Below are 19,205 nucleotides of genomic sequence, written 5' to 3' on the forward strand. Positions count from 1 at the left end.
CATGGCAGGCAGTACTCAACCCAGAGGACCGTCCATACCGTCGCCGGACGGACTCCCGGTTCAGGTCGACCCGGCCCCATCGAACTCATGCGGAACCACCGGTCGGTTGAGGCCCAGCGCCACGTCAGCGATCTGACCTGCGGCGAGCACGACAGGCGCGTCGGCACGGATGCGACCTCTGTGCCGACGGGGTTCTGTGTCTTGGAGGGGCCTCGTCGTGTGCGGCACGGGAGCAGCCCTGAGGTCCCTGTTCGTCACCCGCTTTGCTCTGCCGTACTGCCCTGCGGCTAGTTTGTGTGCAGGACAGGTACGCAGGCCCGTGGTGGCAGAGGTGCACGGGGAACGGGAGGGCGGGAAAAAGTGTCGCTGCGCGGAGGTGATCCAGCCGAGATCGGCGGCTATCCGCTTGAGGCGCGGCTCGGCTCGGGTGGCATGGGCACGGTCTATCTGGCCCGTACGAGTTCGGGGCGACCTGTCGCGATCAAACTGATTCACCAGCAGTTCGCGGGGGACGACGAGTTCCGTATCCGTTTCCGGCAGGAGGTAGCGGCGGCGAGGCGGGTGAGCGGCGCATTCACCGCCGCCGTGGTAGACGCTGCCCCTGAGGCGGAGCGGCCGTGGATGGCGACGACTTATATCGAGGGGCACACGCTCGCCCAGCGCATCGCCACGAAGGGTCCGCTGAACGGAGCGGAGCTGAGGAGACTCGCCATCGGGCTGGCTGAGGCGCTGCGGGACATCCACCGGGTGGGGGTCGTCCACCGTGACCTGAAGCCCTCGAACGTCGTGCTCTCACCCGAGGGCCCGCGTGTCATCGACTTCGGCATTTCGCGCGCGGTGGACCAGCAGACGCTGACGATGACCGGGCGGGTCATCGGTACGCCGCCCTTCATGTCGCCGGAGCAGTTGCAGGCGCCGCGTGGTGTGGGGCCGCAGTCCGATGTCTTCTCGCTGGGGACGCTGCTGGTGTACTCGGCGACGGGACACGGGCCCTTCGACGCGGACAGCCCATACATGACGGCGTATCAGGTGGTGCACGAGGAGCCGTCGCTGGGGGCCGTGCCGGTGGCTTTGCGCGCGGTCGTCGAGTCGTGCCTGGTCAAGGAGCCAAAGGGGCGCCCATCGGCGGACGAACTCCTCGTGCTGCTGCGAGACCTGCCGACCGACCTCGGTGGGACCGAAGTGAAGGGGGTTGACGCGGGCCGCACCCGCGACGTGATCACCCAGCATCACGTCGCGACGCGTGCCACCCCGTCGCCGACTGCCCGGGCCACCGGCCAGGACGGTCCCGATACAGGGAGCATCGGCTCCCCCATCGGCCGCCGTCTGCGTCGCCGATGGCGTCCGGTGCTCGCGGCCGCGGTCGCGGTGGCAGCGATCGGCGGTGGAGCCGCCGCGCTGAAGGCGGGCGGCGTTGGCGGGAGCAACGGTGGCGACAAAGGCCACAGCGTTGCGGCGCCGGGTGCCGCACTCCCGGACGGCTTCGAGCCGTGGCGCAAGACCGTGCGGGGTGGTCGCGACGACATCCCCGACGAGCTGCGTTGCGTCGCGCGCGGCGACGCCCTGTTCTGCGGGGGCGGCGGTGTTGTCGCGACCCGTATCAGGGCTCGGGACGGCTCGCGGGTGTGGACGGCGAAGAGCCCGGGCGTCCCCGTCCAGGGCATGCACCTGGTGGGCGCCACCGACGACACGGTGCTCGGTTACCGCTTCGCCGCCGAGGGCGCCTCGCAGGACCCTCCCAGCGAGGTGGTGGCCATCGACGCGCACAATGGCCGGGAGCTGTGGTCCGTGCCGTCCGGCGCCCAGTCGACGGCGATCACGGGTCGGACTCAGGACGCCATGGTGGTCGGCTCCGCCGTCGTGACGGTCGACGCTTCCAACTCCCGCTTTGAAACCCGGGACGCGCACAGCGGTGAGGTCACCTGGACGACGTCGTTCCCCGCGGGCACGCAGTGCGCTCCCGTCTCGGTGGGCCCACAGGTCTTCGCGATGTGCGCGAAGGACGCGGAGATGGATGCCTCAGAGGTGCGCCGCCCCACCCTGTACACGGTCGACCGCGCCTCGGGGACACTGGGCAGGCCCATCGCGGTCAACGGCCCCGTCGTGCCGATGGGCGTCGCCAACGGCAGGCTCGTACTCCTCCGGGAGCACATGGCGGGAACGGCGTTGGACGGCTACGACGGGGTGGCCCGGGTCGACCCGGTCTCCCGGAAGGTCACGTACTCCCGGCTGGCCACGACGTACGCGGGGACGCCCGGCATGGCGGGCGGCACCGTCTACGTGAGCGGGCAGACCGGTCTGGTCACAGCGCTCGACCCATCGACCGGCCGGAAGAAGTGGTCGCGGCAGACGGACGTGGAGGGCGCGTCGGGTCCCGTTGCGGGAGCCGACGCGCTGTACTTCAGCTCCGCCACCGGCCGGGTGGTCGCGCTGTCGCCGTACGATGGCAAACCCCTGTGGACAACAGACCCGCAGGCCGATGGTTTGACGGGCGAGCAGGGCGCAAGCCCGCGCGTGACCCTTGCGGGGCGTGCGGTGATCGTGGCCGCGGCCAAGAACACTCTCTTCGCCTTCGACGCGCAGAAGCCGCCGAAGTCGGGCTGACCCCGGCGGCACCGGACGCCGGCCGTTGCCGTGCCGACACCTCAGCGGCTCACTCGGTTGCTGCGACCGCCCCGGTGAGGCGTGGGAGGTGTTCGGCGGCTGACCAGCAGCACACAGACCGCCCCGCCTGCTTCCAGCGCGTTCCCGCAGGCGAGGTCGTTGAGAATCGGCTGCATCGTGACGTGCGGGTCGCCACCGGACTCTGCGTGACGAGGGCCTCGCCGCACGTGAGGCCGAGTGCGCACGCTGCTCGCTCGGCGCGGTACACGTGCGACCAGTGCGTGCCGATGGCGTCAACGAGTCGCGGCTCCTCATGCAGGACATCGAAGGCCACGAGTTCTGTCTCGACCGAGTGCCCGCGCACGGGGCACCTTCACGAGGAAGTGGCGTGAACGCGCGCTCGGCAGACCGCGCCGCGCTTCCCTCGTATGGCCCTGAGAGCCCCGGTCGACCGCTTGATCGTCCTTGGGCGGGGTAGCGAAGTGGCATGGCCACTGACAACACATCTACTGCTGCGAGCGGTTACGTGCAGCCCGAGATCGACGTCCAGGCACTGACCGAGGTGCTCGACGGCGAGTACGCCGAGATCCGCGACCTCGTCCGAACCAACCTGGTGACGTATGCCTCTGTTCTCGAGGAGGCCGACGAGCTCGGCGTCGACGCGTTTCGCGAGCGGGTGCGTGAGCTCGTGGTCGAGATGGCTGCGACGGGCCAGACGGGCATGGGTTTCCCGAGCAAATACGGCGGGGGAGGCGACATCGGAGCCTCGATCGCCGCCTTCGAGACGCTTGCCTTCGGCGACCTGTCGGTGCTGGTAAAGGTCGGCGTGCAGTTCGGACTCTTCGGTGGCGCGATCCTGCATCTGGGCACCGAACGCCACCACGACGCCTATCTGCCGGACCTGATCACCGGGCAGCTGATGGGATGCTTCGCGATGACCGAGACCGGGCACGGCTCCAATGTCCAGGCGCTCGGCACCCTCGCGAGGTACGACGCCGCCGGCCAGGAGTTCGTCATCACCACTCACGGCGACCAGGCGCGCAAGGACTACATCGGCAACGCGGCCCGCCACGCCGAGCTGGCGGTCGTCTTCGCCCAGCTGGAGGTGGGCGGGAAGTCCGAGGGTGTGCACGCCTTCGTCGTGCCGATCCGTGTCGGCGGCGAGGTGGCGCCCGGCGTCCGGATCGAGGACGACGGCCGCAAGATGGGCCTCAACGGTGTCGACAACGGCCGCATCTGGTTCGATGGCGTGCGGGTGCCGCGCGAGGCGCTCCTCAACCGGTTCGCCGACGTCACCACCGAAGGCGTCTACGAGAGCTCGATCGAGAATCCCGACCGACGCTTCTTCACCATGCTCGGCACGCTGGTGCAGGGCCGGGTCAGCGTCGGCGGCGCCGGGGTCAACGCCGCCAAGGTCGCCCTCGCGATCGCCACGAAGTACGCAGTGCGGCGCCGGCAGTTCCAAGCGATCTCGGATGCAGAGGAGCAACTACTCCTTGACTACGGTATGCATCAGCGTCGCCTGCTGCCGCTCATCGCGCGTACGTATGCGTTGCACTTCGCGCAGGACGTCGTGCGCACCCAACTGCACGAAGTCTTCTCCGGCATCAAGGACGACGCGCACGCCCGGCGCCAGCTGGAGTCACGGGCCGCCGGCACCAAGGCGCTCGGTACCTGGCACGCCACCCGGGTCGTCCAGGAATGCCGCGAGGCGTGCGGCGGCGCCGGTTATCTCACCGTCAACCGGTTTGCCGCCCTCAAGTGCGACAGCGACATCTTCACCACATTCGAGGGCGACAACCACGTCCTGCTGCAGCTCGTGGCCAAGGGCCTGCTCACCCATTACGCAAGTGAGTTCGAGGACCTGGACCAGCTCGGCATGGTCCGTTACGTCACCAGCCTCGCCGTCGAGACGGTCATCGAGAAGACTTCGGTCCACAAGCTGCTCGAGCGGGTGCGTGACCTGCTGCCCGGTGGCGACGAGTGGGACCAGGAAGCCGGCCTGCTGGACTCGGAATACCAGCTCGCCATGCTCCGCTACCGGGAGGAGCACATGCTCGCCGGCGCGGCCCGCCGGCTCAAGCGCGGGATCGACCAGAAGCGCAATCCGGGCGTGGTGTTCTCGCAGGTGCAGGATCACGTCATCGCGGTCGCCCACGCACACGTTGAGCGGCTGGTGCTGGAGGCGTTCGTCGACAAGGTGCGTGCGCTGCCTGAGAGCGGTAACAAGGTCGCGCTGGGCTTGCTGTGCGACCTGTTCGCCCTGTCGACGATCGAGGCGGACCGGGCCTGGTTCATGGAGCACGGCCGGCTGACCATCCAGCGTTCCAAGGCGATCAGCCGTGAGGTGAACGACCTCTGCCGCAAGGTCCGGCCCCTCGCAGAAGGCCTCGTCGACGCCTGGGGCATTCCGCCCGAAATGCTGCGCGCGACGGATCTGGTGGGCTGACCCGAAGACGAGTTACGCTCAGCCACGCCCGGGACGGCGCCGGACTCCGCGCCCACGGCCGGGGAGGCGACTCCCGGGCACATGCGCTCGCCGGCTCGGCCGGTCTTCGACGCCTATGTCGTTCGACTGGCGGAGAGGCAGTATTCATCCTGTGCGCCATGCCCGCGGCGGCGCAGATTGATCGGCGAATCACGGGCTGCCGCTCGGTCATCGTCCTGCGCCTGGACCGCAAAAAAGCCCGCTACCGGGAGGGCACGTTCCGATCGGAGCGGGCCCTCCCGGTCATCAGGACGTCAGACGCGGTCCGCCGCGATGAGGAGGTACTGGAAGGACCCGTCCCGGTAGGAGTTGATGAACGCCTCCTCGATTCCGGTGACCAGCGAAGACGTGGCCCGTAGCTCCCAGTAGGGCAGGGTGTCGGGGGTGAGGTCGACGACGGCCTGTGGTACGAGGCGATGGTCGGCCATGGCGCGCAGGTACTCTCGGCGTGAGTGGATGTTGCACTCGAAGTGCGCGTTGATCTGCGAGACCCACTTCGAGGGCTGGCCGTACCGCGGGTTCCAGCAGCCGGTGATGGTCACGTAGCGACCGCCGACCGCGAGGACGCGGGAGTGTTCGGCGAAGAGGTCCTGCAGGTCGACGTACATGCTCGACTCGTTGTTCCATGAGGCCGCGGCCGACCCGGTCTCGAAAGGCATCGCGAGCATGTTGCAGACGCGGGCGCGGACCTGGTCCTGGAGCCCGAGTTCGCGGGCACGACCGTTGGCGAAGTCGGCCTGCTTGGCCGACAGGGTGACGCCTTCGACCTTGCAGCCGAAGCGCTGGTGCGCCATCACCATCGAACCGCCGCGGCCACAGCCGGCGTCCACCAGCGTGTCACCACGCCCGATGTCGCCCAGGTGCCCCAGAAGGAACTCGGCCTGCGCCGACTCCAGTCGGTGGAGCTCGGCGATCAGCTTTTTCTCGCTTGCGCTGTCCTCGCTGTCGCCGAGTGCGGCGTGGTCTACTTCGCCGATGCCGTAGTGGTGGTGGTAGAGGCCGTCGACATCGCCGAGACGCAGGTTGACGGGCCTGGCCTCCCCGTCCCAGTAGCGGGCGATGTCGCCCTGGTAGGGCGTCGCCGGGCGGGGGATGCGCAGGGTGGTGGACGTGGTGGTGAGTTCGGTGTTGGTCACAGATGAGTCCCTTCTCTTACCAGAAATCGGGCAGGCTGTAGCGGTAGGTGTTGGACCGGTGCCAGTCGTGGTTGCCGTCGACCCATGCGGCCACGCCCCGCAGGAAGCGCTGCACGTTCGGGGCCGGACAGGCGGCGGCCAGAGCCGCGGCTTCGGTCTCGAAGTCGTGCATGAGGTCGTTGTGGACCTCGACCGACTTCAGATAGGCGTCCCGGTCGGAGAGGCCCTCACGTGCGGCGATCACGACGGGGAGGTTCAGGTGCTGGCCCGGAGCGCCGAGTTCTTTGGTGTAGGAGTACAGGTCATTCACGATGGTCGTCGCGTTCCCCGCGAGAGCGATGACCTTCTGCATGCGGGCCTGGGCGTGCAGGTCCGCCGGCAGTTCGTAGCCACCGACGGTGTCGGTGATGGTGGGACAGGGACGGAAGTTGTTGAACTGGCGCATCGCCAGGTACTCCCACACCTCCGGGATCTGGTCCAGCTGCGCCCAGGCTGCTTCGGCGAGGTACCCCATGTGCAGCCGTGCCATGTCGTGCCGGAGCCGGTCCGCCTGGGAAGGGCTGGCCGCTCGGACGAAGTACTCCATGGCAGAGCGGTAGGCACGCCGCGGCGCGTCCTCATGGAGTGACTTCGCCCATTGCGGCTGGTACTCCTCCGTTGTGTGCAGGGCGTCGAGGGCGGTGTGCGCCAGTAGAAGACGTCCGCCGAGGCCGATGGGTGAGCCCCCGTGGTCCTCGCAGTAGCAGTCGTCCACCGCGTTCTCGGCGACCATCAAGCGTGTGGCGAGCATCAGGTGGTCGATGGTGGGCGCGTCCGGATGGCAGCCGACCATGTAGCGGCCCACCGAGAAGCCGTCGAATTCCTCCTCCCAGTCCTCGGGATACAGGGTGACCTCGTCCAATGCCCAGGACTTGATCCTTCGGCTGACCTCCGCGACCCGCACCGGGTCGGGTTCGGGCACCGGGTGGTAGTAGAGGCCCGGGACCGGCGTGCCTTCCGCTGTATCCGCCGACGGGTCCGAAGGCGTCGGCGGCTTTTCCCGCAGGCTCAGGCGCAGGCCCGCCGTGCCCAGGCCGCGGGGGCCACGCAGGATCCGTTCCAGGTCGGCGCCCGGTGCCGGCAGCTCGGCCACCGGGGTGTCTGAGGGAGGCGGGGCGGGGGCGGAAAGCGCAGGCGGGGCGGGCATCGAAGGCGCGCAGGGTGGGCCGCCGATGGCGGCCTTGATATCGCAGGCGCGGGCCGCGGCAGAAGCGAGTACGTGCGCCCCGAAGTGGGAAGCGGCCTCTGGCAGGCTCGACTGTGGCGGTGGCAGCTCAGGCACGGGCATCCATGGCTCCTTGGGGGTGGGCGGCGGTCCCGAAGCCCTGGGGGGCATGCGCGACTGCCCCGGGAGGCTTCGGGGAGTCGCACCAAGCCTTTCGGGCTGGGCCTGTTACTGGGGCCGGCGGGCGATCTGCACGTTTTCCAGTACGCCGACCGCGTCCGGCACGAGGATGGCGGCGGAGTAGTAGGTGCTGACGAGGTAGGACGTGATCGCCTGCTCGTTGAGGCCCATGAAGCGGACCGAGAGACCCGGTTCGTACTCGTCCGGCAGTCCGGTCTGGTGCAGACCGATGACGCCCTGGTTCTGCTCGCCGGTACGCATGACGAGGATCGAGCTGGTTCCTTGCCGGGTGACGGGGATCTTGTTGCAGGGGAGGATCGGGACCCCGCGCCAGGCAGGGACCTGCTCGCCACCGAGATCGACGGGGTCCGGACAGAGCCCACGCGCGTTGAACTCACGCCCGATCGCCGCGATCGTCCGGGGGTGAGCGAGGAAGAACTTGGAGCCGCGGCGCCGACAGAGCAGTTCGTCCATGTCGTCCGGGGCCGGCGGACCGGAGTGCGTCTGGATGCGCTGCTTGAAGTCGGCGTTGTGGAGCAGACCGAACTCCCGGTTGTTGATCAGCTCGTGCTCCTGGCGCTCGCGCAGCGCCTCGATGATGAGCCTGAGCTGTTCCTTGGTCTGGTTCATCGGCCCGTTGTAGAGGTCGGCGACCCTCGTATGGACCCGCAGAACGGTCTGGGCAACCGAAAGTTCGTACTCGCGCGGTTTCACTTCGTAGTCGACGAACGCACCGGGCAACTCGTGCTCGCCGACGTGGCCGGCCGACATCGCGATCTCTGCCTCGCCGCGATGGTTCTGCCGCCGGCGCGAACGCGATGAGAACTCTTCGACGTGGTCCCGGAGGCCCGGCGCTGCGGACAGCACGGCCGCGAAGTCGGAGCGGGACAGGGTAAGCAGTGTGCCCGGGGTCTCGGCGGTGGCGGTGTGCTCCCACCGGGCGTCCTCGTCCAGCAGGGCGTGCTCTCCGAACCGGTCGCCATCGGCGAGTACGTCCAGAGCGACCTCGTCGCCGTAACCGCCGACAGAGGTCTGACTGATACGGCCGTGGGCGATCAAGTGAAGCTGATCCGCGGGCGTCCCGCGCTCGACCAGTGTTTCGCCGATGCGGAAGTCGCGTTGAACGCACCGATCGGCGATGGCAGTCAGCACCTCCACGTCGTCGAAGCCACGCAACAGAGCCAGTTCACCGAGCTCGCGGGGAATCACCCGGACGTCGGCCCCGTCCTGGACGAACTCGACGCTCCCGTCGCCGACGGTGTAGGTCAGGCGGCGGTTCACCCGGTAGGTCCCGCCCTGGGCCTCCACCCAGGGCAGCATGCGCAGCAGCCAGCGAGAAGTGATCTCCTGCATCTGCGGGGGGGACTTGGTCGTGGTGGCAAGTTGGCGGGCAGCCGCCGTGCCCAGGCTGGATTGCCGGGGCAGCTCCGGTCGTGCTTCCGGGCTCGCGTCAACGGTCATCGGGCAAGCTCTCCTTGGTCAGGGCGGTGACGCGCATATACGGACGCCACCGGTCAACAGGAGGGAAAAGCGGTATATGAACGGGAATCCGTCCAGATCCAGAAGAACACTAATGGCCGCTTCACCGCGTTGACCAAGGGAAGTCGCCGAAATTAGCTCGATACGATGATCGCGTCCGCACGATGTTTGTCCCGGTACCGGCTTGATTCGGCCGCGGTCGGCGGCGCGTCCCAGTGAGCGGCCGGTTTGACGTCAACGGTGCGGGGATGGATGCGTCGAGACGCGGCGGAAGTGCCATTCGCCAAGGACATCGCGGGCTATCGGGCCGGGTGGGGCGACCGCCCGCTGACGCCCCCTTTGTACGTGCCACGACCGGACAAGACCGTCGCCGAGATCCGCCGACAGGGTGCCCCGGCATGGTCCACCACGTTGCGGCGGACCCATGTTTCCGTGAGGTTACGCCACCGCCTGACCGCCCTCCGGCGCTCTGACCAGGGGGCGAGTGGAGGGGACGAGCAGTTCCGCCGCCCCGACATCCGACCTGAAAAATACCGTATGTCGGAAGACTTGTTCCGCTTCCTGGAGTAGTTCTAGGGTCGGGCCACCCGGCGCGGTCGACCTCGTATGCCGGTGATTTCCGGCTCCGGCACGTGTGCGGCACACCCGCTGCCTCAGGTGCGCGGACGCCTCTGGAATGTCAGTGGAGACGGACGGAAAGCAGGCGAGCGGGTTGGCGAACGACGGGCAGTGGCAACGGGATCTCTCCAGCGGGGACCCGCGAAGTCCGGGGCAAGGACCGTCCGGCGGGCAGCGGCCGGACGGAAGGGCTGTCACGGGGCGGAGAGGGGGCCAGGGCGGTGTCGGACGGCGCGGGTTCCTCGCCGGGGTCGGACTGACCGGTGCGAGCGGGGTGCTGGAAGCCTCCGCGGCCGCCGGTCCGAGCGCCGCCGCCGAACCTCCCCGGCACGTCCCCGCAGGGGGCGCGGCCCCTGCGGCTCCCGCGGCGGGTTCCGGGGCGGGCGACGCGCGCGAGCTCCGACCGGACCGGTTTTCGGGCAGGCGCGTGCTGCTCGTACCCGAACTGCTGCTCCTTGCGGACGGACCGGTGCGCGGGCAGGCTGTCCTCGTGGAATCCGGGAAATTCCGCGACATAGGTCCGGCCCAGCGGCTCATCGCCGCCCACGGTGACCTGAACCCGGTCCGGCTGGACGGGCACTTGCTCATGCCGGGCTTCATCGACGCCCACCACCATCTGACCCAGAGCTTCGGCAAGGCCAAGTCGTTCGGACAGCCCTCGGAGATCTTCAAGACGATCTGGGAGCCGCTGGAGCACGCGCTGGACGAGGAGACCGCCTACCTCTCCGCGAAGCTGGCCGCGCTGGAAGCGCTGCGTGGCGGCTTCACCACCGTCGCCGACGCGGGGACCCGCGCCCCGGTCGACGTGGGTGCGCTGGCCAAGGGCACCGAGGAGGCCGGAATCCGCTGTGTGCTCTCGAAGATCGTCTCCGATGGGAAGGGCGGACCCGCACACCTCGGACGGTGGGGCGGTCACCCGCTGATCCATCCCTCCCTGGCCATCGCCGTCCCGGAGGACGCGACGGCCGCGGTCATCAAGAAAACCGCTGATATGTGCGCGGAGGCCGACGCGGTGCTCCAGATCCATGTCAACGAACATCTGGCCTCGGTGGAACGCTCGTTGAAGAGCGTGGGCCGACGCCCCGTCGACTATCTGCACCACATCGGCGCGCTCGGCCCGCATCTCCTGGGCGCGCACGCCACTCTGCTCACCCCCACCGAGATGCGTCAGCTCGCGGACTCCGGCTCGGCCATCAGCTACAACCCGGTGGCCAGCGCCTGGAAGGGCAATGCCGTCGCACAGGCCACCATGATGGCCGTGATGGGTGTGCGGTTCGGTACGGGTACCGACGGCACCCGCGGTGACGGGTTCCGGCTGGTCGACGCGGCGGAGTCCGCGCAGCGGCTGACGACCGGCCTGGCGACGGGAGATTCCTCGTGCGGCGCCGGACGGCTGTGGCTCGAACACGCCACGACACTGAGCGCCGACGCCGTCGGGCTGGGCCGCGTCACCGGTGAGATCGCCGTCGGCAAGGCAGCCGACTTCCTCGTCGTGGACGTGAACGTCCCGGAGCTCACCCCGTCCTGGGACATCGGCTGGGAACTGGTCCGCCTCTCGAACCGTGACCAGATCACCGCGGTCGTCGTGGACGGCCGGCTGCGGCTGTGGAACGGCTGGCCACCGGACTGGGACGGGCGCGCGCTGGTGGCCCGGGCCGCCGAGGTCGGCCCCCGGGTGGTGCGTCGCGCCAAGCTGCAGCGCGTCGAATCCACATAGCGGCAAGCGGCTTTGCCTCGCGGCCGGGTGGTCGGCCGGGCCGCCCGCTGGGCCTCGCGCAGCGAGGGCTCCAGCCGGGCGGCCGTCCACGACACTTCGACCGGTGTCAGAGGTACTTCTTCAGCTCGCGCCGGGCCAGCGAGCGCTGGTGGACCTCGTCGGGGCCGTCCGCGAGTCGCAGCGTGCGTGCCCCCGCCCACAGCTCTGCCAGCGGGAAGTCCTGGCTGACGCCACCGGCTCCGTGCAGCTGGACGGCTCGGTCGATGATGTCGACGACCGTGCGCGGTGTCGCGATCTTGATGGCCTGGATCTCCGTGTGGGCGCCCTTGTTGCCGACGGTGTCCATCAGCCAGGCCGTCTTGAGGACGAGGAGGCGCAGTTGCTCCACCGCGACCCGCGCGTCTGCGATCCACTCCTGCACGACGCCCTGCTGGGCCAGCGGTTTGCCGAACGCGGTCCGGGCGACGGCCCGCTTGCACATCAGCTCGATGGCGCGCTCGGCCATGCCGATCAGGCGCATGCAGTGGTGGATACGGCCCGGGCCGAGCCGCGCCTGCGCGATGGCGAAGCCGCCGCCCTCCTCACCGATCAGATTGCTCACCGGCACACGGACGTGGTCGAACACGACCTCGGCATGGCCGCCGTGGTAATGGTCCTCGTACCCGTACACCTGCATGGCACGCCGGACTTCGAGACCGGGGGTGTCGCGAGGGACGAGCACCATGGACTGCTGTCGGCGGATGTCGGAGCCGTCGGGGTCCGTCTTGCCCATCACGATGAAGATCTTGCAGTCCGGGTTCATGGCCCCGGAGATGTACCACTTGCGGCCGGTGATGACGTACTCTCCCGCACCGTCGCGTTCGATCAGGGTGGTGATGTTCGTGGCGTCGGAGGAAGCCACCTCCGGTTCGGTCATAGCGAACGCGGACCGGATCTCCCCGGCGAGCAGCGGCTCCAGCCACTGCTTCTTCTGTTGCTCGTCGCCGAACTGGGAGAGCACCTCCATGTTGCCGGTGTCGGGGGCGGCGCAGTTGAGAGCCGTGGGCGCCAACTGCGGGCTGCCGCCGGTGATTTCGGCCAGCGGCGCGTACTGGAGGTTGGTCAGTCCGGCGCCGTACTCCGCGTCGGGAAGGAAGAGGTTCCACAGGCCCTGCCGCCTGGCCTCGGCCTTCAGCTCCTCGACGACCGCCGGGGTGTCCCACGGGGACGAGAGGTGTGCGCGCTGCTCGTGCGCGACGGTCTCGGCCGGGTACACGTACTCGTCCATGAAGGCGAGAAGTTTCGCCCGCAGTTCCTCGGTGCGCGCGTCGAATGCGAAGTCCATTGCGGTCAGCCTTCCTTGAGGGTGGTCAGGCCGTGTTCGATGAAGACGGGCACGAGTTCGCCGATGCGGTCGAAGCCCTCGCCGACGGTCTGGCCGAGTGTGAAGCGGTAGTGAATGCCTTCGAGGATCACGGCGAGCTTGAACCATGCGAAGGCCGTGTACCAGGAGACGGCGGACACGTCGCGCCCGGAGCGCGCGGCGTACCGCTCGACCAGCTCCGCGGCGTCGGGGTGCCCGGCGGCCGCGGCGGTCGTGGAGACGGGGGAGTCGGGCAGCTCCAGCTTCGCGCTGTACATCACCAGGAGGCCCAGGTCGGTGAGCGGGTCGCCGAGCGTGGACATCTCCCAGTCGAGGACGGCCTTGATCCGGTCGACACCGTCGTCGTCCTGGTCGATGAGGACGTTGTCGAGGCGGTAGTCGCCGTGCACGATCGTGGCGCTGGGTGAGGTGGGCAGCGAGCGTTCCAGCGCCGCGTGCAACGCGTCGACACCGGCGAGCTCACGGTTCCTGGACGCGTCGAGCTGCTTGCCCCAGCGGCGTAGCTGCCGGTCGAGGAACCCGGCGGGTCGCCCGAAGTCCGCGAGGCCGACCTCGCTGGGGTCCACGGCGTGCAGGTCGACGAGCGTGTCCACGAGTCCGAGCACGGCGGCGCGGGTGCGCTCCGGCCCGAGCTGTGCGAGTTGGTCGGCCGTGCGGTAGGGCGTGCCCGCCACGTACTCCATCACGTAGAACGGTGCACCCAGCACGCTGTCGTCCTCGCAGAGCAGCAGCGCCTCGGGCACCGGCACGGGCGTCGGGTGCAGCGCGTTGATCACCCGGTGCTCGCGCTTCATGTCGTGCGCGGTGGCCAGCACATGGCCCAGCGGGGGGCGCCGGACCACCCAGGTCGAGGATCCGTCGCCGACGACGTACGTGAGGTTCGACCGGCCGCCCTCGACGATCCGTCCGGACAGCGGACCGGTCACGACGCCCGGGCGTTCCCGGTCGAGGTGGCCGCGCAGCTGGTCGAGATCGAGACCTCGGGGGTGGCCGACACTCATCATTGCTCCTACGGACGTCTGCACTGGACGGACTCATCATCCTGACTGGTCGGTATGTCGTCCAGTGGGCGCCGCGAAAGTGATCGGAGTCTCAACCCGATCCGGGTCCCGGACCGTACGCAGGAGACCGCTTTGAGGAACCGTGCGCAGGACGGCCCACCGACCGGGGAGCGCCGGAGAGGGTGAGTGGCCGCGACGAGCGGGGGTACGCGCAGCAGGTGGGCGTTGTGGTGATCGGCCAGCTCGGGCGTGACCTGGTGCTGCGCACGGACGGTCTGCCGCAGGCCGGCGGATCGGTGACTGCCGAGACACGGTGGGAGTCGCTCGGCGGCAAAGGCGCCAACCAAGCGGTCGCGCTGGCTCAACTGGACGTACCGGTCTCGCTCGTCGGCGTGGCAGGTGATGACCACCAAGGAGCATCGGTGCTGCGTCAGGCAGGCCGGGACGGTATCGACACCGCCGCGGTCGTTCGGCGCGGGCGCACCGCGTTGCTGGTCGACATCGTGGACGAGTCGGCGAGCCGGCGTCTGCTGGAAGACATTCCGGAGCAGAGCCTGGTGACCGTCGAGGACCTCCGGCAGGCCGAGGCTGTGCTGGGGGAGGCGGACACGGTGTCGATCCAGTTGCAGCAGCCGGCGGCGACCGTGCTGGCCGCGGCGCGGCGGGCCCGCCAGGGCGCCGCGCGCGTGGTGGCCGACGGCGTACCCGAACCGAGCCTGTGCGATGAGCTTCTGGCCTCGGTGGACGTGCTGCGCGCGGACGCCGCGGAGGCGGAACTGCTGGCCGGCGGGCCCATCCGCACCGTGCCGGACGCGCGGGCACTGGGGCATCGGCTGCTCGCCAAGGGCCCCGGACTTGTCGCCCTGGCCATACCCGAAGTCGGCGACCTGCTCGTCCGGCCGGACGGCAGCCATCTGCTGCCTCTGTCGGACGTTCCGGTGGTCGATCCCACGGGAGCGGGTGACGCCTTCACCGCCGGGCTGATCACCGGGCTGCGCGACGGCGCGGACGTCATCTCCGCAGGCCGTTTGGCGTCGGCCGCGGCGAGCGCCACCGTCCAGCGGCTCGGGGGGCGCCCCGACCTGTCCGGCCTGTCCGAAAAGCTGAAAGGTACGACGCGCCGTCCGAAAGCGCTCCCGTAGCGGCACGAGCCCGGTCGCTCAGCGTTTACGTATCTTCGGTGCCGGCACCAGGCGGACAGCCGTGTTGAGCACATGATCGATCGCGTCGCGCGACGGCTTGTCGGTGAGGTTGGTCAGCAGTCGGGCCAGCGTGTTGAGCAGCGCCGGTGAGCCCATCACGTAGCGGTTGAGCACGGGCTGAAAGCCGGAACGGCTGAAGACGAGATCGGCGGCCGCGTTGCCGAGACGGTAGTAGCGACCCCAGCGCCGGTTCATCTCGGCGGGGTAGTTGTGCAGGGCCTGCTCCCGTCGCGGTCCTCGGGGGAGGGCCAGCGCCAGGGCGGCACTATCGGCCGCGACCTCGCCGGCTTCCATGGCCTGGGCGATGCCCTCTCCGTTCCAGGGGCTGACCATGCCTCCCGAGTCCCCGACCAGCAGCAGCCCGCGGGTGTACAGCGGGTGCCGGTTGAAGCCGAGGGGCAGTGCCGCACTGCGGACGGGACCTTCGGCGTTCTCCTCACGCAGCCCCCATGCGTGAGGGGTGCGGGCCAGCCAGCGGTCCAAGGTGGCCCGCAGGTCCGCGGTTCCGTGCCGCCGGTGCGGTAGCGCCCCGAGGCCCACGTTGACACGACCGTCGCCCATGGGGAAGATCCAGCCGTACCCCGGCAGGAAGTGATCGGTCCCCGGGAAGCGGAGATCGGCCCACAACTCCAGGTATTCCTCCTGGGAACGTTCCGGGCTGCGGTAGTAGCGGCGAGCGGCTGTGGCGATCTGCCGGTTCTTGTCGCGCTGCACCCCCATGGCGAGGGCGAGGCGGGCGGAGGCTCCATCGGCGGCGATCACGATCGGTGCGTGGAAGGCCAGGGGTTTCCCGTCCGAGGCGAGGGCGGTGACACCGGTGATACGGCCGGCCCGATCGGTCACCGGCCGGGTGACTTTGACGCCGTTTCGCAGCCGGGCGCCGGCCGCGACGGCGTGGCGGGCCAGGATGTCGTCGAAGTCATGACGGCTGCGTGCCAGGCCGAAGTCCGGATAGCCGCCCAGAGCGGGCCAGTCGATGTGCACCTGATGTTTCCCGGCCACCCAGCGCATTCCGCGGGAGCGCATCCAGCCCGGGCCGGTGATGTCGATGCCCATCCGGATGAGCTGGTGGACCGCCCGCGGGGTCAGACCGTCTCCGCACACCTTCTCCCTGGGGAAGTCGGCCTTCTCCAGGAGCAGCACATCGACGCCCGCTCCGGCGAGGTGAAAGGCGGCCGACGAACCCGCCGGCCCGGCGCCCACCACGATCACCTGCGCCTCTTCGACCGGGCCGTGGTCGGCCCGCTCGTCCTGCGGGGACTGTTCCGGCTTCGTTTCCCGCATCGGGAGCCCTTTCGTGGGGGTGGGATGCCGTGTCGAGAACGGCAGGCAGTCCGGTACATCATCACGGTCCGCACCGGCCGGTGCGGAAGCGGGCCCCGCCCCGGCACCCTGCGAAGGCGAAATGGACAGACAATCAGCGATGTGCTGGATTGGAGGGAACGTACTTCCCTCCGGGAGTCCACCGTGAGCGACGTCGACGTACTGGTTGCGGGGGCGGGCCCGGTGCTGACGGCCGCAGCGGAATTGGGGCGCCGGGGGCTCGGTGCCGCGCCATCGACAGACTCGCGGCTCTGGACGTCCCGGTCGTGGCGGCCCCGCAGGAGGAGATCGACCTCCCGGGCCTGCCCACCGTCCGCGACGACCGCGGCGAGTTCCGGCAGATGTACGGCGCACGTGGCCGAACGGGGTTTCTGGTCCGGCCGGACGGCTACCTGGAACTCCGGGCCGATCCGGCGGCCGGCCCCGGACCCCCGTCACGACTGTCCGCCCACTTGAGCGCGGTCTTCCGGGCACGACCGCCACGTCGAGCCCGTAGCGGGATGCCGCAGAGTGCCTGGGGGGGAGCGGGGCCCTGTCGAGAGCAGGGCCGTCAGGAGATATCTTGATGTCAAGCAATGTTGCAGACGTGGAGCGGAGCACCCGGTGACTGACTCGACCATCATCTATACGCACACCGACGAGGCCCCGGCCCTGGCGACGTATTCGTTCCTGCCGGTGATCGAGGCCTACGCGTCGACGGCCGGTGTCACGGTGGAGAGCCGCGACATCTCCCTGTCGGGACGGATCATCGCTGTCTTCCCCGAGCGTCTGGAGGAGAGCCAGCGGATCGACGACGCGCTCGCCGAGCTCGGCGAGCTGGCCAAGACCCCCGGCGCGAACATCATCAAGCTTCCGAACATCTCGGCCTCCATCCCGCAGCTGAAGGCCGCGATCGCCGAGCTGCAGCAGCTGGGCTACGACCTGCCGGACTACCCGGACGACCCGAAGACCGACGAGGACAAGGACGTCCGCGCCCGCTACGACAAGATCAAGGGCAGCGCCGTCAACCCGGTGCTGCGCGAGGGCAACTCGGACCGCCGCGCCCCCGCCTCGGTCAAGAACTACGCGAAGGCGCACCCACACCGGATGGGCGCGTGGACGGCCGACTCGAAGACGAACGTCGCCACCATGGGCGTCGACGACTTCCGCTCCACCGAGAAGTCCGCCGTCATCCCGGAGGACGGCACGCTGCGCATCGAACTGGCGGGCGACGACGGCAGCACCACCGTGCTGCGCGAGTCGGTACCCGTACTCAAGGACGAGGTCGTCGACGCCTCGGTGATGCGGGTCGCGGCGCTGCGTGAGTTCTTCACGGCGCAGCTCGCGCGGGCCAAGGCCGAGGGCGTGCTGTTCTCGGTGCACCTGAAGGCCACGATGATGAAGGTCTCCGACCCCATCATCTTCGGCCACGTGGTCCGGGCCTTCTTCCCGAAGACGTTCGCGGAGCACGGCGCGGCGCTCGCCGCGGCCGGCCTGACCCCGAACGACGGCCTCGGCGGCATCCTCAAGGGTCTGGAGTCACTTTCCGACGGTGCGAAGATCAAGGCGTCCTTCGAGGCCGAGCTGGCCGAAGGGCCCGAGCTGGCGATGGTCGACTCCGACAAGGGCATCACCAACCTGCACGTACCGAGCGATGTCATCGTCGACGCGTCGATGCCCGCCATGATCCGCACCTCGGGTCACATGTGGGGCCCGGACGGCCAGGAGCACGACACCCTCGCGGTCATCCCGGACAGCAGCTACGCCGGTATCTACCAGGTCGTCATCGACGACTGCCGGGCGAACGGCGCCTACGACCCCGCCACGATGGGCTCGGTCCCGAACGTCGGACTCATGGCCCAGAAGGCCGAGGAGTACGGCAGCCATGACAAGACCTTCGAGATCCCCACCACGGGCACCGTGCGGGTCGTCGACGGCAGCGGCAAGCTCGTGCTCGAGCAGGCGGTGGGCGCCGGCGACATCTTCCGCGTCTGCCAGACCAAGGACCTGCCGATCCAGGACTGGGTCAAGCTCGCCGTCACGCGCGCCCGCGCGACCGGCAACCCCGCTGTCTTCTGGCTCGACGAGGACCGGGCGCACGACGCCGCCCTGATCGCCAAGGTCAAGGCGTACCTGCCGGAGCACGACACCGACGGCCTGCAGATCGAGATCATGAAGCCGAAGGACGCCATCGCGTTCTCGCTGGAGCGCATCCGCCGGGGCGAGGACACCATCTCGGTCACCGGCAACGTGCTGCGCGACTACCTGACCGACCTGTTCCCGATCCTTGAGCTGGGCACCAGCGCCAAGATGCTCTCGGTCGTCCCGCTCATGAACGGCGGCGGGCTGTTCGAGACCGGCGCCGGCGGCTCCGCTCCGAAGCACGTGCAGCAGCTCGTCAGGGAGAACTACCTGCGCTGGGACAGCCTGGGCGAGTTCCTCGCGCTGGCGGTCAGCTTCGAGCACCTCGCGCAGACCACGGGCAACGCGCGCGCCCAGATCCTCGCCGACACGCTCGACCGCGCCACGGGCACCTTCCTCAACGAGGACAAGTCGCCCAGCCGCAAGCTCGGTGGCATCGACAACCGCGGCAGCCACTTCTACCTGGCGCTCTACTGGGCGCAGGAGCTGGCGAAGCAGACCGACGACGCGCAGCTGGCGGAGGCTTTCGCGACTCTCGCCAAGACGCTGACGGAGCAGGAGCAGACCATCGTCGGCGAGCTGATCGCGGTGCAGGGCTCGCCCGCCGACATCGGCAGCTACTACCGTCCCGACGCCACCAAGGCTACGGCCGTGATGCGTCCTTCGACGACCTTCAACGAGGCCATCGCGTCCCTCGGCTGACCGGAGAGCCACCCTTGACCGAGGGGCCCCGGCAGGCCGAGCCTGCCGGGGCCCCTCGGGGTTCAGC

General features: G+C 69.3%; 11 protein-coding genes and 1 pseudogene. 6 read left to right on the plus strand and 6 right to left on the minus strand.

Annotated features, from left to right (window positions below; all coding sequences use genetic code 11):
- Positions 1 to 360 precede the first annotated feature (360 nt).
- The 3 genes and pseudogenes from AB0M87_RS12890 (at position 361) to AB0M87_RS12900 (ending at position 5,053) form a co-directional block, all read left to right on the plus strand.
- Positions 361 to 2,604: a PQQ-binding-like beta-propeller repeat protein gene (locus AB0M87_RS12890; protein WP_365851996.1), complete on the plus strand. Its 2,244-nt coding sequence runs from the start codon at positions 361 to 363 to the stop codon at positions 2,602 to 2,604.
- A gap of 131 nt (positions 2,605 to 2,735) precedes the next feature.
- Positions 2,736 to 2,953, plus strand: a pseudogene (locus AB0M87_RS12895) (VOC family protein); the annotation flags it as partial.
- 138 nt (positions 2,954 to 3,091) lie between these two features.
- Positions 3,092 to 5,053, plus strand: coding sequence for an acyl-CoA dehydrogenase family protein (locus AB0M87_RS12900; RefSeq protein ID WP_365851997.1), 1,962 nt, complete (start codon positions 3,092 to 3,094; stop codon positions 5,051 to 5,053).
- A 293-nt stretch (positions 5,054 to 5,346) separates the two neighbouring features.
- On the opposite strand, the gene AB0M87_RS12905 is transcribed toward AB0M87_RS12900, so the two are convergent.
- The 3 genes from AB0M87_RS12905 to AB0M87_RS12915 form a co-directional block, all read right to left on the minus strand.
- A complete protein-coding gene (locus AB0M87_RS12905) occupies positions 5,347 to 6,228 on the minus strand; it encodes a geranyl diphosphate 2-C-methyltransferase (protein WP_365851998.1) in 882 nt (293 codons plus the stop codon).
- Positions 6,229 to 6,244: 16 nt separating this feature from the next.
- Positions 6,245 to 7,555 (minus strand): family 2 encapsulin nanocompartment cargo protein terpene cyclase, encoded by a 1,311-nt coding sequence (locus tag AB0M87_RS12910; protein ID WP_365851999.1) that lies wholly within the window; start codon positions 7,553 to 7,555, stop codon positions 6,245 to 6,247.
- Positions 7,556 to 7,660: 105 nt separating this feature from the next.
- Positions 7,661 to 9,073, minus strand: a complete 1,413-nt coding sequence (locus AB0M87_RS12915; protein ID WP_365852000.1) for a family 2B encapsulin nanocompartment shell protein — start codon at positions 9,071 to 9,073, stop codon at positions 7,661 to 7,663.
- A 1,063-nt stretch (positions 9,074 to 10,136) separates the two neighbouring features.
- On the opposite strand from AB0M87_RS12915, the gene AB0M87_RS12920 reads away from it, so the two are divergent.
- Positions 10,137 to 11,426: an amidohydrolase family protein gene (locus tag AB0M87_RS12920; RefSeq protein ID WP_365852001.1), complete on the plus strand. Its 1,290-nt coding sequence runs from the start codon at positions 10,137 to 10,139 to the stop codon at positions 11,424 to 11,426.
- Positions 11,427 to 11,532: 106 nt separating this feature from the next.
- Here the strand turns inward: AB0M87_RS12920 and AB0M87_RS12925 are convergent, their stop codons facing one another.
- Both AB0M87_RS12925 and AB0M87_RS12930 read right to left on the minus strand, forming a co-directional pair.
- On the minus strand, positions 11,533 to 12,750 hold the full coding sequence (locus AB0M87_RS12925) for an acyl-CoA dehydrogenase family protein (protein WP_365852002.1): 1,218 nt from the start codon (positions 12,748 to 12,750) through the stop codon (positions 11,533 to 11,535).
- 5 nt (positions 12,751 to 12,755) lie between these two features.
- Positions 12,756 to 13,790, minus strand: coding sequence for a phosphotransferase family protein (locus tag AB0M87_RS12930; protein ID WP_365852003.1), 1,035 nt, complete (start codon positions 13,788 to 13,790; stop codon positions 12,756 to 12,758).
- 182 nt (positions 13,791 to 13,972) lie between these two features.
- Between AB0M87_RS12930 and AB0M87_RS12935 the strand changes: the two genes are divergently transcribed.
- Complete coding sequence (locus tag AB0M87_RS12935; protein ID WP_365852004.1) at positions 13,973 to 14,932, plus strand: PfkB family carbohydrate kinase; 960 nt, start codon at positions 13,973 to 13,975, stop codon at positions 14,930 to 14,932.
- Between the two features lie 18 nt (positions 14,933 to 14,950).
- Here AB0M87_RS12935 and AB0M87_RS12940 read toward each other — a convergent pair whose 3' ends face one another.
- On the minus strand, positions 14,951 to 16,276 hold the full coding sequence (locus tag AB0M87_RS12940) for a geranylgeranyl reductase family protein (protein WP_365852005.1): 1,326 nt from the start codon (positions 16,274 to 16,276) through the stop codon (positions 14,951 to 14,953).
- 642 nt (positions 16,277 to 16,918) lie between these two features.
- Here AB0M87_RS12940 and AB0M87_RS12945 point away from each other — a divergent pair.
- Positions 16,919 to 19,138 carry an NADP-dependent isocitrate dehydrogenase gene (locus AB0M87_RS12945; protein WP_365852006.1) on the plus strand — a complete coding sequence of 740 codons (2,220 nt, stop codon included), beginning with the start codon at positions 16,919 to 16,921 and terminating at the stop codon, positions 19,136 to 19,138.
- Positions 19,139 to 19,205 lie beyond the last annotated feature (67 nt).

Source organism: Streptomyces sp. NPDC051320 (genome assembly GCF_040682175.1).
Classification (GTDB): Bacteria; Actinomycetota; Actinomycetes; order Streptomycetales; family Streptomycetaceae; genus Streptomyces.